18 protein-coding genes are annotated in these 18891 nt (G+C 49.2%); 4 read left to right on the forward strand and 14 right to left on the reverse strand.

Features of this window, described 5'->3' with window-relative positions; genetic code table 11:
* Positions 1-34: 34 nt before the first annotated feature.
* The 9 genes from MHH48_RS28465 to MHH48_RS28505 all read right to left on the reverse strand — a co-directional run bounded on the left by MHH48_RS28465 (position 35) and on the right by MHH48_RS28505 (position 9668).
* Positions 35-733 carry an iron-dependent peroxidase gene (locus MHH48_RS28465; RefSeq protein WP_076324584.1) on the reverse strand — a complete coding sequence of 233 codons (699 nt, stop codon included), beginning with the start codon at positions 731-733 and terminating at the stop codon, positions 35-37.
* Positions 724-2010: a normocyte-binding protein gene (locus MHH48_RS28470; protein WP_076324585.1), complete on the reverse strand. Its 1287-nt coding sequence runs from the start codon at positions 2008-2010 to the stop codon at positions 724-726. The genes MHH48_RS28465 and MHH48_RS28470 overlap by 10 nt, the downstream gene beginning before the upstream one ends.
* Positions 2007-3935: a serine/threonine protein phosphatase gene (locus MHH48_RS28475; protein WP_076324586.1), complete on the reverse strand. Its 1929-nt coding sequence runs from the start codon at positions 3933-3935 to the stop codon at positions 2007-2009. The genes MHH48_RS28470 and MHH48_RS28475 overlap by 4 nt, the downstream gene beginning before the upstream one ends.
* A 44-nt stretch (positions 3936-3979) precedes the next feature.
* Positions 3980-4864, reverse strand: a complete 885-nt coding sequence (locus MHH48_RS28480) for a protein phosphatase 2C domain-containing protein (RefSeq protein WP_076324587.1) — start codon at positions 4862-4864, stop codon at positions 3980-3982.
* Positions 4865-4879: 15 nt separating this feature from the next.
* Complete coding sequence (locus MHH48_RS28485; RefSeq protein ID WP_076324588.1) at positions 4880-5398, reverse strand: FHA domain-containing protein; 519 nt, start codon at positions 5396-5398, stop codon at positions 4880-4882.
* Between the two features lie 41 nt (positions 5399-5439).
* The gene (locus MHH48_RS28490; RefSeq protein WP_076324589.1) at positions 5440-5979 is read right to left on the reverse strand and encodes an FHA domain-containing protein; all 540 of its coding nucleotides are present in this window, start codon (positions 5977-5979) and stop codon (positions 5440-5442) included.
* A gap of 36 nt (positions 5980-6015) precedes the next feature.
* On the reverse strand, positions 6016-6561 hold the full coding sequence (locus tag MHH48_RS28495) for a DnaJ domain-containing protein (protein ID WP_256720720.1): 546 nt from the start codon (positions 6559-6561) through the stop codon (positions 6016-6018).
* Positions 6562-6687: 126 nt separating this feature from the next.
* Positions 6688-7119: a membrane-associated protease 1 gene (locus MHH48_RS28500; protein ID WP_076324590.1), complete on the reverse strand. Its 432-nt coding sequence runs from the start codon at positions 7117-7119 to the stop codon at positions 6688-6690.
* 380 nt (positions 7120-7499) lie between these two features.
* Positions 7500-9668, reverse strand: a complete 2169-nt coding sequence (locus MHH48_RS28505; protein ID WP_076324592.1) for a transcriptional regulator — start codon at positions 9666-9668, stop codon at positions 7500-7502.
* 595 nt (positions 9669-10263) lie between these two features.
* Between MHH48_RS28505 and MHH48_RS28510 the strand changes: the two genes are divergently transcribed.
* On the forward strand, positions 10264-12186 hold the full coding sequence (locus MHH48_RS28510; RefSeq protein WP_340388468.1) for a VWA domain-containing protein: 1923 nt from the start codon (positions 10264-10266) through the stop codon (positions 12184-12186).
* Here MHH48_RS28510 and MHH48_RS28515 read toward each other — a convergent pair.
* Positions 12149-13096, reverse strand: coding sequence for a serine/threonine-protein kinase (locus tag MHH48_RS28515; protein WP_256720721.1), 948 nt, complete (start codon positions 13094-13096; stop codon positions 12149-12151). The two genes, MHH48_RS28510 and MHH48_RS28515, sit on opposite strands and share 38 nt — an antisense overlap.
* A 330-nt stretch (positions 13097-13426) precedes the next feature.
* Here MHH48_RS28515 and MHH48_RS28520 point away from each other — a divergent pair, with 330 nt between their 5' ends.
* Positions 13427-13768 (forward strand): hypothetical protein, encoded by a 342-nt coding sequence (locus tag MHH48_RS28520; RefSeq protein ID WP_076324594.1) that lies wholly within the window; start codon positions 13427-13429, stop codon positions 13766-13768.
* 63 nt (positions 13769-13831) lie between these two features.
* Here the strand turns inward: MHH48_RS28520 and MHH48_RS28525 are convergent, their stop codons facing one another.
* On the reverse strand, positions 13832-14308 hold the full coding sequence (locus tag MHH48_RS28525; protein WP_083659771.1) for a GNAT family N-acetyltransferase: 477 nt from the start codon (positions 14306-14308) through the stop codon (positions 13832-13834).
* Positions 14309-14417: 109 nt separating this feature from the next.
* Positions 14418-14996, reverse strand: a complete 579-nt coding sequence (locus tag MHH48_RS28530; RefSeq protein ID WP_076324595.1) for a GNAT family protein — start codon at positions 14994-14996, stop codon at positions 14418-14420.
* A gap of 109 nt (positions 14997-15105) precedes the next feature.
* On the opposite strand from MHH48_RS28530, the gene MHH48_RS28535 reads away from it, so the two are divergent.
* Entirely contained in the window at positions 15106-16563 is a 1458-nt protein-coding gene (locus MHH48_RS28535) for a PLP-dependent aminotransferase family protein (RefSeq protein ID WP_076324596.1), read from the forward strand.
* A gap of 118 nt (positions 16564-16681) precedes the next feature.
* On the opposite strand, the gene MHH48_RS28540 is transcribed toward MHH48_RS28535, so the two are convergent.
* Together MHH48_RS28540 and MHH48_RS28545 are read right to left on the reverse strand one after the other, a co-directional pair.
* Positions 16682-17182: a GNAT family N-acetyltransferase gene (locus MHH48_RS28540; protein WP_076324597.1), complete on the reverse strand. Its 501-nt coding sequence runs from the start codon at positions 17180-17182 to the stop codon at positions 16682-16684.
* 93 nt (positions 17183-17275) lie between these two features.
* Complete coding sequence (locus tag MHH48_RS28545; protein WP_179090687.1) at positions 17276-17614, reverse strand: DUF2569 domain-containing protein; 339 nt, start codon at positions 17612-17614, stop codon at positions 17276-17278.
* A 155-nt stretch (positions 17615-17769) separates the two neighbouring features.
* Here MHH48_RS28545 and MHH48_RS28550 point away from each other — a divergent pair, with 155 nt between their 5' ends.
* Positions 17770-18858: a Xaa-Pro peptidase family protein gene (locus MHH48_RS28550; protein ID WP_076324599.1), complete on the forward strand. Its 1089-nt coding sequence runs from the start codon at positions 17770-17772 to the stop codon at positions 18856-18858.
* The last annotated feature ends 33 nt before the right edge of the window (positions 18859-18891 follow it).

Here is an 18891-nt window from a genome sequence, read left to right on the forward strand (position 1 = left end):
TTGAGTGAAGTCAGGACTGAGAAACTACCTCTCTCTAATACATGGCGATGCGATCCTGGATCATTGTATCCGCGGCATCGATAATCCCCACATGGCAATCCCAATACACCTCGGTGCGGTAGCGAACCGGGAGGAACAGCTCCATCAGCAGCTCCAGCTTCCGGCCGGCGAGCTCCGTCTTCTTCTGGCCGATGTAGAACAGCATCTCATCCTTCTCCTCGCTGTTGACATAAATCGTCGAGCGACGAAAAATTCGGCTTACCGTGCTTCGAAGCAGGTTCAGCGTCTCTCCCGTGTCATACATGCGGAGGATTGCGCAGGCGATCCACTCCCGTTCATCCCGCTCGAACAGACCGATCCGCTCCTTTACCCGTTCACCGAACGCCCCGGCTTCCAAATCCCGCAGTACGAATCGTATGTGATATTCCCGCTTATTCATGCCCTGCATGAAGTCCAGCTCCGCCAGGAAATGAATCAGAATATCAAACGACGTATGGCGGATCTCCTCATCTTCCGTCAAGTTGATGTTCAGCAAATCGCGGAACACATCGGAGAATCGATAGAACGGGTTGACCTCAACCTCGACCTGCTCGCCCGCAACGGCATTTAAATCCTCTAAGCTAAGCTCCATGTATGGCGAATACACCTTGGCCGGAAGGAAAGTAACATCCCGCTTATGAATTCCGGATTCCTGCGCCTGAACGAGCAAATCCCAAATGTAATTCAAGCCCATTCTCCTTCACAGCGATATTCGGGGAATGACATCTGGACTTGGGACACCAAAAAGCTCATCATATCCTCGGCTAAATAGCCCAACTCCTTGCCGGATTCCCGGTAGATGAATTTCAGGCACATCCGCCATTTTCCGTTATCCACCCGAACCTCATCCGTAATGAACCGGTTCAGCTCATAGGTCAGCGCGTTATTGGCGGAAGGGGGCCGAATCTCCACGTCCACGAGCTCCAGCCATTCCGATACGGCAAAAGAATGGATAATCCGCACGATCTCGCCCTTGGAGCGAACGACCTGTCCTTGACTGCGGCCATAATTGCTGATGAAATCGTCCCGCTGCCGGTTCGACATCAGTGCGTAACTCAGCTTGCCCATGCCTGTACTAACCGGCTCCACCACCATCAATACCTGCCAGGAATCCGATTTATCGCGCGTCGATACAACGGTCAGTTCTTCCGGCGAACGCTTGATGTAACGAATGCTGTCGTCGTTGGTGTCGACCAGATAGCCATGCTGCAGCCCGCTTTTGCGCAGCGGCAGCACATGTTCGAAATTCACGCGATCAGCCGCCGGAACCGGGAATCCTCCCGTTTTCAGTTCCAGGCGCTGAATGTTCCAGAGCGGAACTAGATCCGTTCTTTTATATGCTTCGTATTCCTCCAGATGAACGGTGATCTCTTGAACTTCCTCTTCTACCGCCAGCTGTACGTCTCCCCCGATCAATACGACGTTCACGAATTTGTAAGCGTAAGGATGATTGATCGTTTTCCAAGGCAGGCCATTGCTTAGAAAAACATGATACAGCTTCTCGATTTCTCGAATGTATGCGGTATTTCGCTCCAGCTTGACTTGAATGACATGACGGCCTATATTCGTAACCAGCTCTCCGCGAAATGTCCGGTCACTGTAGAGCAGCTCCTGGATCATTGGATATTTGCATTCCAGAAACAAGGAGAATAACGGCTGCTTCTCTCCTTCGTTTAGACGGGCAACCAAATGATGCAGATCAATCCTGCGCGGCTCCGTATCCTCTGTAATCATCGGGAACAAATACTCGTGCAGGGGGTCCCATTCCTCACGGCGGCACATCCCCACATACACATCGTATTTGCTGTCCTGATTGCCGACCTCCTCGAATACTCGCCGCTCAATCTGGCGGTTCAGCTCCTCCTGGTATTCGACCAGGCCGAGGAACACGCCGCTCATCAGATTGCGAAGCAGCCGGCGCTGCTGCAAATCCTCCATTTTACTAAGCCGATCCATCACGATATCCTTCATGATCCCCCGCCTCCTTCCGGCGTAGCTGACCGATCCTGCCTGTCGCTCGTAGAACTTGCTGGGCTTGCTCCTGCCTCCTCAGAGCCAACGGTTGTACCCTGATTCACCGAACTTGGCCCTGATGAAGTTGATCCATCAGGCGAAGACGTGCCTCCTGAAGCTTGATCCTCGCTTCCTTCATGTCTCGTGGCTCCGTCAATGCTCGATCCTGAAGCACCGCTCCACTCGGAAGCCCCGCCGGATCCATTGCTCCCGTTCGATCCGTTATTTCCACTTGAGCCATTCTGTCCGTTCATTTCATTCCAATCGTTCATCCCGGACATGCCCGAAACGGGCATCCCTCCATCCGGGACAGAAGACGAATCCAATTGCCCCGCCGCAGGCACGATGGGATTGCGCTTCTCATCGGCCTTGGCAATTTTCCGCTCCATCGCCAGCACCCGCTCCAGCTTGTCGATCTCCTGGTAAATTTCCTGGGCCAGCGAATAAGCCTCAATGGCGGCGTTATAATCCAGTGCGGCTAGCGCGCGGTCACCTTTTTTCTCCAAATTGTCGGCCTTAAGCGTTTTGGTCTCCCGATAAATGGTATTGATTTTCCCCTCGGTCTCTTCCATCTTCGTCTCCAACTGCTTCTGACCGCTCGGATAATTCGCTTCAATCGCTGCCCTGTACGCCTTCTTGTATGTCTCTAGCGCGCTGGTGTAATCCTGATTCTGGAAGTGGATATCGCCTTCCTTTATGACTTCCGTCAGCTTGGCGACCGCCTCACTTCGCTCGATTCGCGCCTGAATATCCTCTACCTTGAACGGCTTGTACTTCTCCGCCTCACCCAGCGCTTTCGCATAGCTGTCCAGTGCCATATCAAAGCTGCCGTCCTTCACGTATTCGTCGCCGTCCGTCATGGCTTGGGCCACGCGCTGCTTGTTGCGAAGCAGTTGGAAATGCAGCTTGTCCTTCAGCTTGCTGGCCGCGTTCTTCGCTTCACTGTAAGCCTTAAGCGCCTTCGGGTAATCGCTGGCGGATGCGTATTCGTCACCCTCCTGCTCAAACTCGGTCATCTGCACGACCGTCTCGGCCAATTTAGCCGCCTGTCTAGCCTTCGCATACCAGATGCCTCCCCCGGCGATCACCATGGTGAGCACCAGTATTGCGATGCGTATGATCCATTTCTTCCGGTTTTTGGGCTTCTCGGTAAACGTCTTGTTAGCGTAAACAGCGGCTGCAGTATAATTCTTCACCGTCTGCTGCTGCTTGCTGAGGACAATGTCCTCCAGCGTATCCGTCAAGCTGTCGGGATCACTCGATTCCGCCAGTGCATCGAGCATTTCCGGCAGCTCGACCTCTTCCCAAATTCCCGGTGTGCATAGAAGAAGCACATCTCCATCCGAAAGCGGAGTTTTATTTGAAATATAGGGTTCAAAACGATCTGGCCGCCCCATATAACTCAACAAATTTCCTCGCTCCTCATGGCCGGAAAATCCTTCCTCGGACACCCTTCCGTCCTCCAGAAGCAACTGCGCCAGGCTCTGATCTTTGGAACGCAAATTCAGCCGACCGCCGCGAAAATGGTATAATCGCGCATGGCCACAGGTCGCCCACACCATCCGCGTATAATTCGTCACGACAACGAGCACGCTGGCTTTCAGCCGGACTCTGCGGCTTTCAAACTTCAACCACTCATGAGCTGTCTCCAAATCCTGCCGGATTTTTCTCCGTGACAAGGATGGCTTCTCCATAAAATTCTCCAGGATGACACTGACTGCCATTTTTGCGCTATGTGCCTCTCGATCCGTATCGAGACCATCCGCAATAACGTAGCAAGCCATGTCCTCAAGCTCCACGAAGGCAAAATAATCTTTGTTGTCGATATACGAACCCGCTTCGGAGACAAATGCGGTCTTGAAATCGCTGTTCTCCTTTCTCATGTGTTCCTCCGTTTCCCCCGACCTGCTGCGAGAATAATGATGTGTTAATCCATTTGCAAAATAATGGCCGTTGCATTGTCCTGATGCTTGTAACTCTTGCGCTCAATCAAGCTGATCATCTCTTCCGCGGCATCCTGCGGCGGCAAGCCCCGCATCAATATCTGCTCCATCTCTACCTCGGTCAGCGCATCATAAACCCCGTCACTGCACAGAATGATCGTGTCATTTGCTTGCAAGGATACCGGATCGCCAACCTCCATGCTTTTAAAACCGCCATATCCCAAATAGTTAACCAGCTGGTTCCGATTCGGATTCTCCTTGGCTTCCTCCTTGCTGATTTCACCGGATAGATACTTTTCCTCCAGCACCGTCTCCAAGGTATGCTTGGAATTGATCGGAATAAATTCGCCATCCCTAAACAGAATAATCATGCTGTCTCCAACCGCAGCCCAATGCAGTAATCCTCCGGACACGATGCCCACGACGAGCGTCGTTCCTCCGGTTTCCCCGCCAAGCTGCTCCAGGATTGCCCGGTTGCTGATCAGTGCCGCTTTGTGAAAATACTCGGTAATATCCGCCGGATCGTCCACCTTTAAGTACTCTCTCGAGAACACCGTAACGGCCAGCGTACTAGCCATTCGTCCATGCGACAACCCGCTAATGCCGTCGGCTATCACAGCCATCGTACCGATTTTCGTTGTCGAGCTTGAGAAGTAATCATCCTGCTCTTCCCGCTTGCCGATCGTCTGGGCATTCCCAATTTTGTTCGTTTCAATAATGTCTGGAATATACAGAAGTTCGCTATTCTCCGGCGTAGTTTCTACAGCGGGGCTCGTACGCAGCTTTTGCCGCATAACAAGCAATACGGCGACGGTGATCAGTGCAGCCGCAACGATTCCGTACGATTCGAAAAAACTCAAATCCTCCATCGTTACCATCCGTTCTTAACTGTTATCCCACTCAAAATGTGGTCCGCATAAAGGCACGAATACAAATTTACTGCGCCCGAGCTGGATTAAATCATAGGCGTTAAGCTCAGCCGGCGTGTATACCGCTTCGTTGTTGTGATAAGCAAGCCCTGAGGCATCGCCCGGCAGCAAATAAAAATTTCGCTTCTTCGGATCGTAGACGATCACGGCATGATTGCGTCTGGACACCGCGTTATCCCCGATAAGCCGAATCTGCATTTCCTCCGCGCGGCCGATGAAATTTTTCTCAGCCATAATACGGTAATCCTGTCCCATCTGCGGTCCCTCGACACATACCAACCAGCCGGTTACCGGCTGAATTCCCGTCGTCTCCCCCAGATAAGGCATCGTCTTCTCTTCCATATCCTCCGCGACCTGGGGTCTGCGTGATTCGTTCCGCGAAGGCTGCTCTAGCGTCGTATTGCAATATGGACAAGTGTTGCCATGCTTTCTCGTACTGAACATGTGTCCATTCAGGCATCTCGTCAAGCTCATCTTCGATTCAATCCCCCATTTGTAGGTAAGTGTGTTCTCCGTTATTTCACTAACAATCGCGTATTAGCAATAAAGATCATATCCCCTGTACCAATCTCTACAGGCTCTTCGACAACAAGCCGATTCGCCTCGCTGCGTCCTGCTTTGCGGATGCCTGTCCCGCTGTGGGAATCCGCATCTTCAATGAACCACTGATCGCCAACGCGATTCAGGACAGCATGCTCGGAGCTGACAAGCGACGCATACTCGCAGTCCGACAAATCTATGTCAACCTCGCCGCGCTGCGTGTTTTTTCCGATCAGGACTGAGGTTTCTCCCTTGACGTACCATTCCTTCACGCGCTCTCCGTCATCATCGAGCAGCACGATCTTCGCGACCGCTTCCCTCGCTACCTGTGGCTTATCGTTGGAACGACCACTGGTCCAAATCAACACGCCTGCAATCACGGCCGATGCCGCGACGATGGACATTTGCAATGTATAATGCAAAGGACGGAGCAGGGCATACAGCACCATACCGGCTAATATTCCGTATATCAACAGATCAATAAGTGTAATCCATTTGTGGTTCTCCGGCTTCAAGTCGCTCCCCCCGTCAATGTATGTAGGCAATATCGGTTATTTTTTATAGCCAAAAAATTGATTGAACATCGCTGAAGTATCCAGCGGATTCTTATCGTTTGCTTCCTTATCCTGCGAATCTGACCGCCCCTTGGGCGACGACATTCCAAAAAACTGCTCAAATTGCTTGTGTATCTCAGCCGGATCAAAACCTTCCGACTCCACCTTCGCCGACGATGTGCCAGACGATTTCCGTCCGCCCTGTCCTGACTGCGACCTGCCATTTTGCTGCCCTGAGGATGGATTGGCACTAGTCTGCCTCTCGTCGTAAGCTGCACGAAGCTGCTCATCGCTTAAGGTCTCGTAAGCCTCGACAATCAGCTTGAACTTGGCTTCCGCTTCTGCATTCCCGGGATTGACGTCCGGATGATAACGCTTGGCCAGCCTGCGATAGGCTTGCCGAACCTCGGCTGTCGTGGACTGCCTAGAAACTCCGAGCTCTGTGTAGTAATCGGTACCATTCAACGCGATTTCCCCGCTTTCGCTTATGCCTTTATCGGCCTGATCAAAGAGCACCTGACTTGCTTTCGTGCTTTTTCCCACTGTCGGCAGGTTGTCACTACTGCAGCCTTTCTTATCTCAAGTGGGCGTTCGCACAAGGTATAGTAAATCTCAAGGGGCCTGGCCCCTTGAGATTACTTGCTGCCCTGGTACTATGAGTGCAATGAATTAATTGCTTGCGTCGTAACCGCCGTTAAGCTTAGCCAACTCGGTTTTGTCTTTCTTCTGCTTCACGTACAGCTCGAAAGAACCTACACCTTCGGTGTCGCCGAACGTTTCTTTGTAATCCACCACAAAAGCGTTAGGGAATGTAATTTCCCGAACCACTTGATCCGCTGCGATCACTTCAAGCGTCAGCTTACGGTAGCAATCCGCCTTTTCTGCAGGAACCAAAGACCACAGCGCCAGCTTCAGCGTGTCATCCGCTTTGTCACCGTCCGTGGCAGTGATGATTTTACCGCTGATTTTCAATGTGGAACCAACATCAGTTGATCTAGCATTTGAATCATCCGGTGTATCTGTGTCATAAATCACTTTCTGAATGTTGTCCAATCCGAGCTCGATCGTTTCGGCTCCTTCTACCTTCAATCTGAATCCCATACGTAAATCCTCCTTAGCATAAGTGAAATTATTTGTTCGGGCAGATGTACTTGCCCAAAATTTATGTAACGAGACGAACCGTTGAAGGATCGTCTCCCACATACAGATTAAGTTGATGCTTCAGCACCGGAAGGCCCGGCTGAATTCAAGATTCGATGCCGAGTATTCCCTCAGTTCCCGCTTCGTGATCAAACTCCCCTTTGAATTTCCTCTAGGCAACTTTTCAGCACCGAGAAGATTGGATGAAGACGGAACTGAGGAGCGGAGCGTAGGCAAAACCTACGTGAGCACCGGAAGGCCCGGCTGAATTCAAGATTCGACGCCGAGTATTCCCTCAGTTCCCGCTTCGTGATCAAAAGTTGTTTTTTGAATTTCCCCTCTTAGGCTTTGACTGGACTGGTGCCTTTGGTAATCATGACTTCCAAATTCTTCACATTGCCGTTATAGATCAGATCAATGTGACACAGGTTGTTCTTATCGTCGATCACATAATTCATGTCATCGCCGTCATGAATAATCGAATTTATGAAACCGCGCTTGGCCAGCCACATGCTCTTCTGGCTGCTCGGATTGTTACTGAAAAATTTAATGATGTTCTCATGCTTGAAGTCGGCCGTCTGGAAGCGAAGAATCCGCTCTATGTATGTGCTGACCAGTGTTTTGTAAATGGAGTCGAACCCGTCCTCCGACGCAGCTAGGCTTCTCGCCTTGTACACCGTAATCCGGCGGATATCCTTGCCTTGCAGCTGAGCGTTCTCCGAGGAGAAAATAAAGCCGAAGTTCTTCCGGTTAATCGAATCCTTGATCGTATTCGTAAATCCGGTAATTTCCTTCGCCATCGTCGTGACCGCCCGCAGGCTGTTCTCGCCAGCTTCAATGTCAAAACGAACGCCAGGGAACTCTTTGCTCGTGTTCTTGAAGGATTCCTTCAAGTACTCCGGACATTGATAGGCTGAGACGATACCCGCAGCCACATACGAGGCCCCAACATAAACACCCTCGATCCAGAGCTTGAGAATGTCTTCCTTTTCCTTGGAGAGCTGGGCTCCGTTCTCGGTCTGAACCATGCGGCTATCGATGATTACGCCCGACTTTTCCTTCGGAATGACCGTAAAGTTCGGAATACATGGAATTGCATATTCACTGTACTCTTTACGGAGGAGCGGCGTGCATTTATCGATGTATTTATCGATTCCTGCAGTAGCCATATTGTTGAACGTCGTCTCTTCTCCCGATTCGAAGCTGAAGAAGATTTGCACCTTGAAGTCTTTGACAACCTGCATGAGCATCGACAAGGATTCCATGGTGTTGCCATCCTGCTTGGCAATTTTCTCGTTGCCCTTGAAGCGCTCGCGGGTTACCTTCACCTTGCCGGCACTCTCCAGCTCTACGGAAGGGACGATGCCGAACCAGATCGTATCCGAGAAATCATTCTTGGAGTTGACCGTGTTCAAATAAGTCTCCAAACGAGGGATATTGGCGCTTTTCACGATCATATCCAGCTTCGTATTCGTCACGAGCAGCGAAGGTGCCATCCCTTTGTTCTTGACGGCATATTGATCAAAAAACATTTTGACGCCGAGAATTTTCTCCACCAGCGGCTTCACGGTTTTGACGAAATCATCCTTGGCCGTTTTGTAGAATTCCAAATACGTGTTGTAGTTCTGTACCTCTGTCTCAAGATTCACTTCCGTGCTTACCGCCGGCAGCGGACTAAAGGTTCGTACAACCAAATCCTTAACATAACCGGATGGAGTTTCCGTGATGGAGTTGTAATCGTCTTCGAAGACAACCGCCAAACCATTGGAGCTGTTCTCGTCCAGCAGCACGAGTTCCGTGCTGTCCCCCTTCGGAGCCTCGATGATTTTTAACTCCCCGCTCTCCCCGATCGTCAGCATCCCGATTTGCACCGCTTCGGAATCGCTTTCCTCGTTGGAGCTGCCGAGCAGCAGACGCGTCTTAATATCCTCGATCGCCAGTGGAAGCATAGCCATCACGTTGTTGTAATTGGCACTCGCCTCTTCGAACATCGCGTTCAGTTTGTCGCCCATATCCAGCTTTTTCGGATCCTCGTCATCCAGCTTCTCGTATTGTCCGTACATGTAATGGATTTCCTTACGAACCTGACGAATGTCATCCATGACCTTCTTCGGCGAAATCATGTCGAGCAAATGCTCAAACTTGAAATCGACGTTCGTCATTCCTTGGCTGCGTTTCGTGTCGATCAGTGTGAACAACATTTTCAAGAAATCATTGTGCTGATCAATCCGGATTTCGGAAATCGCCTCCTCGGCGATTCCTTCGGGCTTCTTCAGCATGTAGACGACTTTTTGGTTAGCCGCATTGAAAAATGAGTACACCGTCGGCGAGAACTTGTCCAAAAATTCATCGAAGCTTCGCACTAAAAGCTGGCTATTGATCTCCTTGATTTTGTCGTCGCTCAGACTATCAATGCCTTTAACATCGCCCACAATGGTGATCAGGTCCAGCTTCTCGGGATTGATCTCTTCGAACAGCATCGTTCGATTGGTCTGATTGATAATATCCATTGTCGTTATTCCTCCTCCCGTTTCTAAAAAGCGCAGCCGGCCTGATGAAGACCCCGGATTCTTTCCCATGCCGGACGCTTGCACTACTGATTTTTCTCGACGGTATCCGACTATCGTATGGGATACCTAGGTCGTATGACCGGGACGAGTTTCACTGTACCCGGGTCTCGAGGGTAATATTAAACATCGCTCATATCAATTGTCAATATCTTGAATTGATGATGAATATAGGGACTTAAGAACCTTTCATCCATCATCTTGAGGAAAATATATCCAATCAAAGACCTATTTTTTGGAATAATATACAATAAACAAGGCCCAATTCCGATATAAGTTTGAATATACATATTTGAGCGACTATTTCCGCTCTATTCCAATACTATATAGTACATAAGGCGGGTATCGGTAAATGAAGAAAAAAAGGCAAAAACAGACTCCAGGCACTTTTTTATTCACTAGGACTTTTATCCTGATTTTTCTTTTCATGTTTTTTACGACAAATTTTCACAATTCATTCCCTGTTTCTGCAAATTCCTTACAAAAAAATCACACCGATGCTTTTGATGCGGTCTTTGTTCTGGATACAAGCTATTCTATGAATCATGCTGACCCCAACAAAATGGCGAACGAAGTGATTCATATGTTCATGGACATGAGCGAAGCGAGCCGGACGAGAATCGGCTTTGTAGCCTACAATCATCAAATTGTGGATTCCAAACCGCTGACCTCCATTTCGGTAGCGGCGAACAAGACAGAGCTCAAACAAAAAATAGCCGGACTCCGCAGAAGCGGATATACCGATTTAGGATTAGGGCTAAACACAGGCGGGAACTTGATTTCATCCAAGTCGTCGGAAGGAGAGGGCAGCGGACGTAAGCCGTTCGTCATTCTTCTTTCTGACGGAGAAACAGATTTTGGGCCAGCTTCCCGGTCTCAACGAACTGCTGCCGATTCGGCTAAGGACGTAGACAAAGCTATTTCAAAAGCGCAGAAGGATGGATACCCGATCTACACGATCGGACTGAACCACGACGGCACCGTCAATCCTGAGGAATTGGAGCGCATCGCGAATGAAACTGGCGGCGCCTCTTATATGACCAGCAGTGCTGACGATTTGCCTGAAATTTTCAACCGGATATTCGCGGCTCAAATGAGATCCGTGCTGCTTCCGGTAGCTGGCGTTACGGCGACGGGGCAGCTGCAAGAGGTACAAGTCGACATTCCCAATTCAAGTATGGGTGAAGCCAACATTATTTTGCTTTCCGAGCATCCACTTAAGGAGACGCAGCTTTTCTACAGCTCAGAGAATATACGTATGTTCAAGTCAGGGAGCTACACGCTGATCAAGGTATCTCAGCCCAAGAAAGGCACGGCCAAGCTTAAATTTAGGGGCACATCAGGGGATCTTGTAAAAATAAATTTGCTCGGAAGCTATGAGCTGGAAGCCAAAGCGGCAATCACGAGCAAAGCCGCCATCAAGGGTCAGCCTACGGGTTTCGAGGCTTATTTCATCCATCCGGCTACAAATGAGCAATTAATGGAGCAGGAAGTGTATCAGTCTCTGCAAGGACAGCTTGTCGTGACGAATCTAGAGACGAATAAGGAAGTTGTTGTAGATATGAAGAACGAGGGCACACGCTTTTATGCCGAATACATCTTTTCCACCTCAGGAAAATACAAATGGCAGGTAAAAATGGACGGTCCGAGCTTCTATCGGCACAGTATCGTCCAAGATCAGAATATTGTGAATATAGCGCCCTCCGTCCATGGCAGAGAACAACTAGAGGTCATCAAAGAAGATGGTCAAGTCGTTCTGGACATGAACGATTTATTCCTTGATGAGAACGGGGATGATTTAACTTACACCATGAACAGCGGCCACAAGCCAAATAAAATGCTGACCCCTGAGCTTAAGAACGGGGAACTGCTTTTGTCTCCGCTTCAAACGGGACAGACCCAAATTACGGTAACTGCTGCCGATTCGGAAGGCGGCTCGGCTACGGCGATATTAACCGTTAACGTCAAATCGAAATACACGGTGCTTAAATGGTCTATCGCCGGAGGAATTGTTCTTCTTGCCATTGCCGCCGGTTTATTTATGTGGCTGCGTCCGAAGCCGGGCTTTGCCGGCAAGCTGGAAGGATATTTTCTGGCAACGGCCAGCGGCAGTGAAGTGCCGGTCAAATCATGGCCGCTCACCTCTTTTGGGGGACGTAAGGTAAGTCTGCTGGAGCTGTTCGTAAGCCTTGATGTACATGAGCCGCTTCCGGAAGCGCAACAAATTGTATTCACCCCGGGCAAAGACGGTAAGCTGATCGTAAAGAACACATCACGTTGCTCACTTGTTCGCAACCGTACGCCGCTGCCGATGAATAAAAAAGAAATCCTCGAATATAATGACAAATTGTACATTACATTCGAGGACGGTATAACTGAAATCGAGCTGCGTTACAAGGCCATTAAGCCGGCTACAAATATTTTTATCCGGAACGAATCCACCGGCGAGCAGACGGGCTAGTCACATATTCCATCGTAATCGCAACCTTGAACCATTTAAGAGAAGAACAGCGTTTGTCCGGCTCAACGATCAAGCCGCGTCGGATGGCTCGGGACAGAAACGGCCAACGGCGCTTCAACCCCGTGCCCATCGGCTCCAGCCGATCATCGAACAATCGCTTGCGAACATCTGTGGGCGCCGTGCCGCGGCAGCAATAATACAACAATGCAGCCAAGCTGTATATATCGCTTACCGGCCCTTGACGAGATTGTTCGGAATAAAGCTCGAGTGGCGAATACCCGGCTGTTGTCAGAATCGGGTAGCCGCCGCTGCCGTCAAAACGAATGGCTGAACCGAAATCGAGCAGCTTCGCGCGCCTCTGGTGATCAATGATAATATTGCCCGGCTTTAAGTCACGATGAATGATTCCTTGCTTATGCAGATGTTCCAGCGTCTCAATCAAGGGAAGCATCGTCTTGTACAGAAAGCCGGGCTCAACTCTATCTGGACGTCCCTCAATCATTTCTGCCAATGTAACCCCTTCTATAAACTCCATCACAATATAGACGGTCTCATTTTGTTCAAATTGACCCATAAAGCGGACAATACCGGGATGCTCACAGTCCTTCAAAATCTTTCCTTCATTAATAAATGCATTCCTTAAAGCTTCATACTTATCATCCGGCACTCCCGATAACCGGCGTACAGAGCTGCCATCTTTCCCTCTACGTACTAACGATTTAGGGAAGAACTCCTTGATCACAAACTTCATATCCTTCTCTTCGCATCTGACCGCGTATACGATGGCCAGTTCGCTTGCAGAAATCTTACTGCGAACCCGGTAAGTCAGTGACGATCCTGACTCCCTGCTGTACAATCTATAATTGCGGCGCAGTCCATTCCCCTCGTTTTCCATCATTACTTTACTCACTGTCAACCTCCACGAACGTTTTAAAGAAGAACCTGGTTGTTATGTTTTTTGCGATTAATATCAAACAACCTATATATGTAATATCCTCATCTTACCAATTTCTCAACAAATTGACCATGCATGATCTGATATATGTTCTCTCAAAATATCCCCCTCACCGGCGAGTAAATATATTGAATTCTTCTTGCGCCCTCAAGGGTTTGAGTCAATATTCCGGGTGCGAAAGTTGAATAACAATATACTCGTTATTTTTTCTCTTGAAAAACTCATAATTCCAAGTATAATACTTGGTATAAAGATAATTAGGAGTTTGCTAAGGGGGCTTTCAACTTGGATCCATGCGATAAAGAACCGACATCTCTGACCCTCGATGATTATCTGGATCTTCTCAGTTTGGCTATACGCTTGGAAGATCGGAAGTGGCAAGCGGACATTGTTCGTACACTTCGCCACATGCAGGAACCTCAGGGCGAGAAAAAAGCGAAGTCGGAGGAATGCACGGAACATGAGCTGTGGCAATGCATGAACCAAATCAATGACCGCATGTTTGCCCTTTACAATGAACTGAAAGCAACGGATGATAAAGATAAACAGCGGAAGCTGCTCGACCAGATGTGGGAACTTAAAATTGCCCGGGTTGAGGTTTTCCGCAAAATACGCTCGATATATTAATAACAAACAAAGACGATAGCTCCTTCTGGAGTATCGTCTTTGTTTGTTATTGATGACCTTTCGCTATGATAAATCCAAATAATAATACGCAAATTCTTCATCCTGCACATACCCTGCGGATGCATACAATTGCTGAGCAGTCACGTTATGAAGCTGCGTGGACAGAGTCAGCCCCTTAGCTCCGGTCTGAAGGGCGTGCGCTTGGGCTTGATGGAGCAGTTTCCTTCCGATACCAAGCCCGCGATATTCGGAATCCACGTACAGATCATTCAAGATCCACAACCTGGACATCGATAGCGATGAGAAGGACGGATATAACTGCAGAAAGCCAGCCGTGACCAGGGTTCCCCCACTATTGTAATCCGCTAAATACATAACGGAATCGCCTCGAGTCAGTCTCTCCCTGATATATTCCTCGGCCCCGTTTAAATCATCTTCTCGCTTATAGAATTGACGATACTGATTAAACAGAGCGGCTGCCTTATCCAAATCCTTCAGCTCTGCTTGATATATATGAATCTCTGCTTTCAAATCACGCACATCCTTTACATCCGACGTTATTCCAAGTTTACTGGATGCCGGTCAAGGTTTGGAATGCAGAAAACCACGAATGGTTTGCACGCAACTTCATTCTCAGGCAGCCAGGATGCTATTGCCCTTGGTGATACAGCGCCCTGTATTCCTCCTCCAGCATGCTCATTATTATAGAGTCATGGTAACGATGCTGGTAGTACAATGCGTCTCGCTGAACCCCTTCACGCTTGAAGCCCACTTTCTCATAAGCCTTGATGGCACGCTCGTTATAATCAAACACCTGCAGCTCGATCCGGTGAAGATGAAGGATTCCGAAGGCGTATTCAAGCAAGAGCTTGATGGCTTCCGGTCCGTACCCCTTGCCGAGATGCTCGCCCTTATCAAGGGCGATGCGAATATTCGCATTCCGGTTAACGTAATCAATATCCAGCAGCGCGATATCGCCAATAATCTGATCGCTATCCGATAAAGCGATTAGCAGCAGGATGGTGTCGTGATTACTGGATTTCTCCTCGATATACCGACGTACCTCTTCCAGCGTAAAAGCCCGCTTCGTCCCGGTCAGCCTCCGCATTTCCGGATTAAACAGCATTTGAAAATACTCTGCGGTATCCTCTTCTCCAAAGGGACGCAAGTAGACCCGCTCGCCTTCAAGAAACCGTACCGGCTTCGTATTTGTTATAGATGAGTTCATGTCGATTGTAACCTCCCGTTTCCTCTGGAACTAAAAATCCCTTATACTATATCAAGAAATTGACCATATCCAAATATGCAGATTCGAATATTTATAAAGGACAGATGAGATGAAACAGGTTCCGGTAAATCAAACAGAAATCACATTATTGCTGGATGATTCCAGCGTTCCCCTGTATGTAAAATTGTATCGATATATGAAACAACAGATATCCGCCGGGCATTGGCTTCATGCAAGCCGTCTCCCATCGGTTCGAAGGCTTGCCGAGCTGCTTGGCATTAGCACCACCCCCATTGAAATGGCTTATCAGCAGCTGCTTGCTGAAGGCTTTATTGCGAGCAAGCCACGGAGCGGATATTTTGTGCAATGGCTAGCCGATCTTCCTTTTGCGCTTCCCGTGGAATCGGCTTCTCCCAAGAGACCTATACTGAAACGACACCATTACTTTAAATATGACTTTCATATGTCCAAAAATGAATACGAATACTTCCCGATGACCGAGTGGAGAAAAGCCTATAACCGTTGCTTGCAGGAAAACAGCACGGCCGACATGCTGTTCTATGGGGATCCGCAGGGTGAAGAAGGGCTGCGTTGCCAGATTGCCAACTATGCCAAACATTTTCGCGGGGTAGCCTGTACGCCTGAACAGGTGATTATCGGCTCTGATCCTTTCCCTCTGCTTGATTTGATCAGCAGACTGCTTCTTCCTTACGGAAAGTCCATCGCTGTTGAGAACCCTTGTTATCCACAGCAGCCGGAGGTTTTCCGGCAGAAGGGGTATGATGTCATTCCAATCCCCGTGCTGGAGGATGGGATCAGTCAGCATGAATTGCAGAGCAGCGGGGCAGCATTCGTAACCGTCTCCCCCTCCCACCAGTTCCCCACCGGCGTCATTATGCCCATCTCCCGCAGGTTGGCGCTGCTGCAATGGGCACAAGAAACTGGGGGGTTTATTATTGAAGATGACGCTGACGGTGAGTTTCGATACTATGGAAGACCGATTCCGAGCCTCCAAGGGCTGATGCCCGACAGTCGTGTAATATACCTGGGCGGATTCTCGCAGGTACTGTCCCCTGCGCTTGGAGTCCAATATATGATATTGCCGAAGGTTCTGCTGCCGGATTATCACCGATTAAAGTTCCAGCTCTTTCTCGACTGTACGGCCTCTAAGCTGAATCAGATGACACTAGAGCGCTTTTTGCGGGATGGCTATGTTGAACGACATTTGCGAAAAATGAGGATGATACTCCGTAGGAAGCATGATCGCCTGATCGGTTCTATTCAACGTCACTTTGATGAACATGCTCAAATATCGGGTACAGGCTCCGGGTTTCACCTCATGCTTCATCTCAACCATCCGTTATCCGAAGAGGATCTGCAAACGTTAGCCGAAGCAAGGGGAATCCGCGTAAGCTCCGCTGCCTATACGCGAATGCTTCCTGCCAATGAGCAAAGCGGATCGGATCGTAGATCATTCATTCTTGGCTTCGGCGGATTGAAAGAAGAAGAGATTGAAGCAGGCATAGAGCGGCTTGCTGACTGTTGGCTGGGAGCGGTCTCCCTCTAAATATCATAACAACATGAAAAAAGCTGTCCTCTCATTTACCAAAAGGGACAGCTTTTTGATATGTTAGTCTGTATGCCCTTTAAGGCAAACTATAAATCATCCATTAACGTATCAGCACTTAAACTGCACGACCGACAATGACCAAATCCCGCTTGATGCCGTCAAGCTCCGCAACCCCGGGGAGGAGCCCCCATTGATCAAAGCCAAACTTCTTCAACAGCTTAAGGCTTGGTTCATTATGGCCGAATACAAATCCGACCAGATTACTGACGTGAAGGCGCGGAGACTCCTCGATTGCCTTCTGAATCAATATACTGCCGGCACCAATGCCGCGATATTTCTCGTTTACGTATATGCTGATCTCAGCTGTGCCGTTATAAGCCGGACGACCATAAAAGGATTGAAAGCTCATCCATGCAACCATCCCGTCATCGGACCGCATGACCCACAACGGACGAAAATCGTTGCTGTGCTCTTCAAACCAGCGTATACGGCTCTCCACCGTAACCGGCTCCAGATCGGCGGTTACTTTTCTGCCTGAGATCGTCGAATTGTAAATGTCCACAATAGCCGGCAAATCCTCTTTGACGGCATAATCGATACGGTATTGTTGCGTCACGATGTCCTACCTCCGAATAGATGCGTAATCTTTTTGTACGAGATCTATTGTACAAGAGGCAGCGGAAAAACGCTTCTTTTTTTTCAAGCGGCATTAATTCACGAAAGTGTTGCGCACTCGCTTGGAACGGATAAAATAAGGGATCCAGATACAGGCGTATAAAATGGACCGGGTAACTTCACGCATGAATGTCCCATCATCCCCCTGAGCCAGGATTTCGATTTGGCTGACTGCGACATAGTCCACTATGCTGGTCAGCAGACTAAATAAAATATAACCGATCATCAATTTGGGAAACGCCCTTTTTTTGCGATACAACAAAAATAAAGCAAAGACTAATGCAATAACAAACACCACATTAACCACGGTCTCAAAAAGGATTAGCTGGACAAGCGAACGATTATAAGCAGGTGACCCTTTATCGGTAATCATACTCCATATCTCCGGCTCAAACACCGGGAAAATATGATTAATATATAGGAAGATCAAGCCCATAATAAAGGAAAACTTTACTTACGCGATTGAACGCGATACCCTAACATTAATGGTATGACAACCGTCTTCGGGTGAAGAAAGGAATGAACAGGATGAACGAACGATTGCAAAGTTTGCAACAATCCATGAATACACAAGGCTGGGATCATGTCCTTGTGACAGACCCCAAGCATGTTTACTATTTGACGGGATTTGCGAGTGATCCCCATGAGCGTTTTCTGGGCCTGCTCCTCTCCTCAGTGAATGATCCGGTGCTGATTGTGCCCGCATTGGATGCAGACGCAGCCGCGGCCGCTTCAACGGTTAAGCATATTGTAACGCATCAGGATACCGATAATCCGTATCTCTTGCTGAAGCAGCAGTTTCAAGGCGCAGCCGGTACGCTGGCCGTTGAGAAGGATCAGCTCACCGTATCCCGTTATGAACAGCTGCAGCAACATGTGAACGCGAACCGGATCGAGGATGTTGGAGCTGTACTCCGGGAGCTCCGAATTCGAAAGTCGGCCGATGAAGTGAAGATCATCAAACATGCAGTGAGACTGGTTGAAGATGTGCTGACGCAAGGCCTGGCCCATGTAAAAATCGGCGTCACCGAGATTGAGGTTGTGGCAGAGCTGGAGTACTTAATGAAAAAAATGGGTGCGGATGCTCCGTCCTTCGCCACAATGGTATTATCCGGCCCCAATACCGCCTTGCCTCACGGTGTTCCCGGTACGCGCCGGATTGAAGCAGGAGATCTGCTCATGTTCGATTTGGGAGTGTATGCGGGTGGTTATGCTTCGGATATTACCCGTACCTTTGCCGTAGGCGAGCTGATGCCTGAAGCCGTCAACATCTATGATACGGTTCTTGCAGCGAACCTGGCCGGTATTCAGGCCGTAAAACCCGGCGTAACCTATGGCTCGATTGACCAAGCGGCTCGCAAAGTGATTGATGACGCAGGATACGGACAGGCATTTGTACATCGCTTGGGTCACGGGCTTGGCATGGATGTCCACGAATATCCATCCATCCACGGTTTGAACCAGGATATTTTGCAGCCTGGGGCGGTATTCACGATCGAGCCCGGCATTTATCTGCAAGGAGTAGGCGGCGTAAGAATCGAGGACGATGTGATCGTAACCGAGGATGGCGTCGAGGTGCTCACCTCCTTCCCGAAAGAACTGACCATCATCGGATAAGCAATTTTCAGCATAAGAAAAAAGCCCGGATTA

Origin of the sequence: Paenibacillus sp. FSL F4-0100 (assembly GCF_037993005.1) — a bacterium.
Taxonomy (GTDB): domain Bacteria; phylum Bacillota; class Bacilli; order Paenibacillales; family Paenibacillaceae; genus Paenibacillus_AQ.

Excerpts from the sequence above, each read along its gene's own strand:
- MHH48_RS28500 (WP_076324590.1), bottom strand. The coding sequence starts at position 7,119 with ATGGGATTCAGATTGAAGGTAGAAGGAGCCGAAACGATCGAGCTCGGA.
- MHH48_RS28505 (WP_076324592.1), bottom strand. The coding sequence starts at position 9,668 with ATGGATATTATCAATCAGACCAATCGAACGATGCTGTTCGAAGAGATC.
- MHH48_RS28530 (WP_076324595.1), bottom strand. The coding sequence starts at position 14,996 with ATGAACTCATCTATAACAAATACGAAGCCGGTACGGTTTCTTGAAGGC.
- MHH48_RS28510 (WP_340388468.1), top strand. The coding sequence starts at position 10,264 with ATGAATCATGCTGACCCCAACAAAATGGCGAACGAAGTGATTCATATG.
- MHH48_RS28550 (WP_076324599.1), top strand. The coding sequence starts at position 17,770 with ATGAACGAACGATTGCAAAGTTTGCAACAATCCATGAATACACAAGGC.
- MHH48_RS28465 (WP_076324584.1), bottom strand. The coding sequence starts at position 733 with ATGGGCTTGAATTACATTTGGGATTTGCTCGTTCAGGCGCAGGAATCC.
- MHH48_RS28535 (WP_076324596.1), top strand. The coding sequence starts at position 15,106 with ATGAAACAGGTTCCGGTAAATCAAACAGAAATCACATTATTGCTGGAT.
- MHH48_RS28475 (WP_076324586.1), bottom strand. The coding sequence starts at position 3,935 with ATGAGAAAGGAGAACAGCGATTTCAAGACCGCATTTGTCTCCGAAGCG.
- MHH48_RS28545 (WP_179090687.1), bottom strand. The coding sequence starts at position 17,614 with ATGATTACCGATAAAGGGTCACCTGCTTATAATCGTTCGCTTGTCCAG.
- MHH48_RS28470 (WP_076324585.1), bottom strand. The coding sequence starts at position 2,010 with ATGAAGGATATCGTGATGGATCGGCTTAGTAAAATGGAGGATTTGCAG.
- MHH48_RS28480 (WP_076324587.1), bottom strand. The coding sequence starts at position 4,864 with ATGGAGGATTTGAGTTTTTTCGAATCGTACGGAATCGTTGCGGCTGCA.
- MHH48_RS28485 (WP_076324588.1), bottom strand. The coding sequence starts at position 5,398 with ATGAGCTTGACGAGATGCCTGAATGGACACATGTTCAGTACGAGAAAG.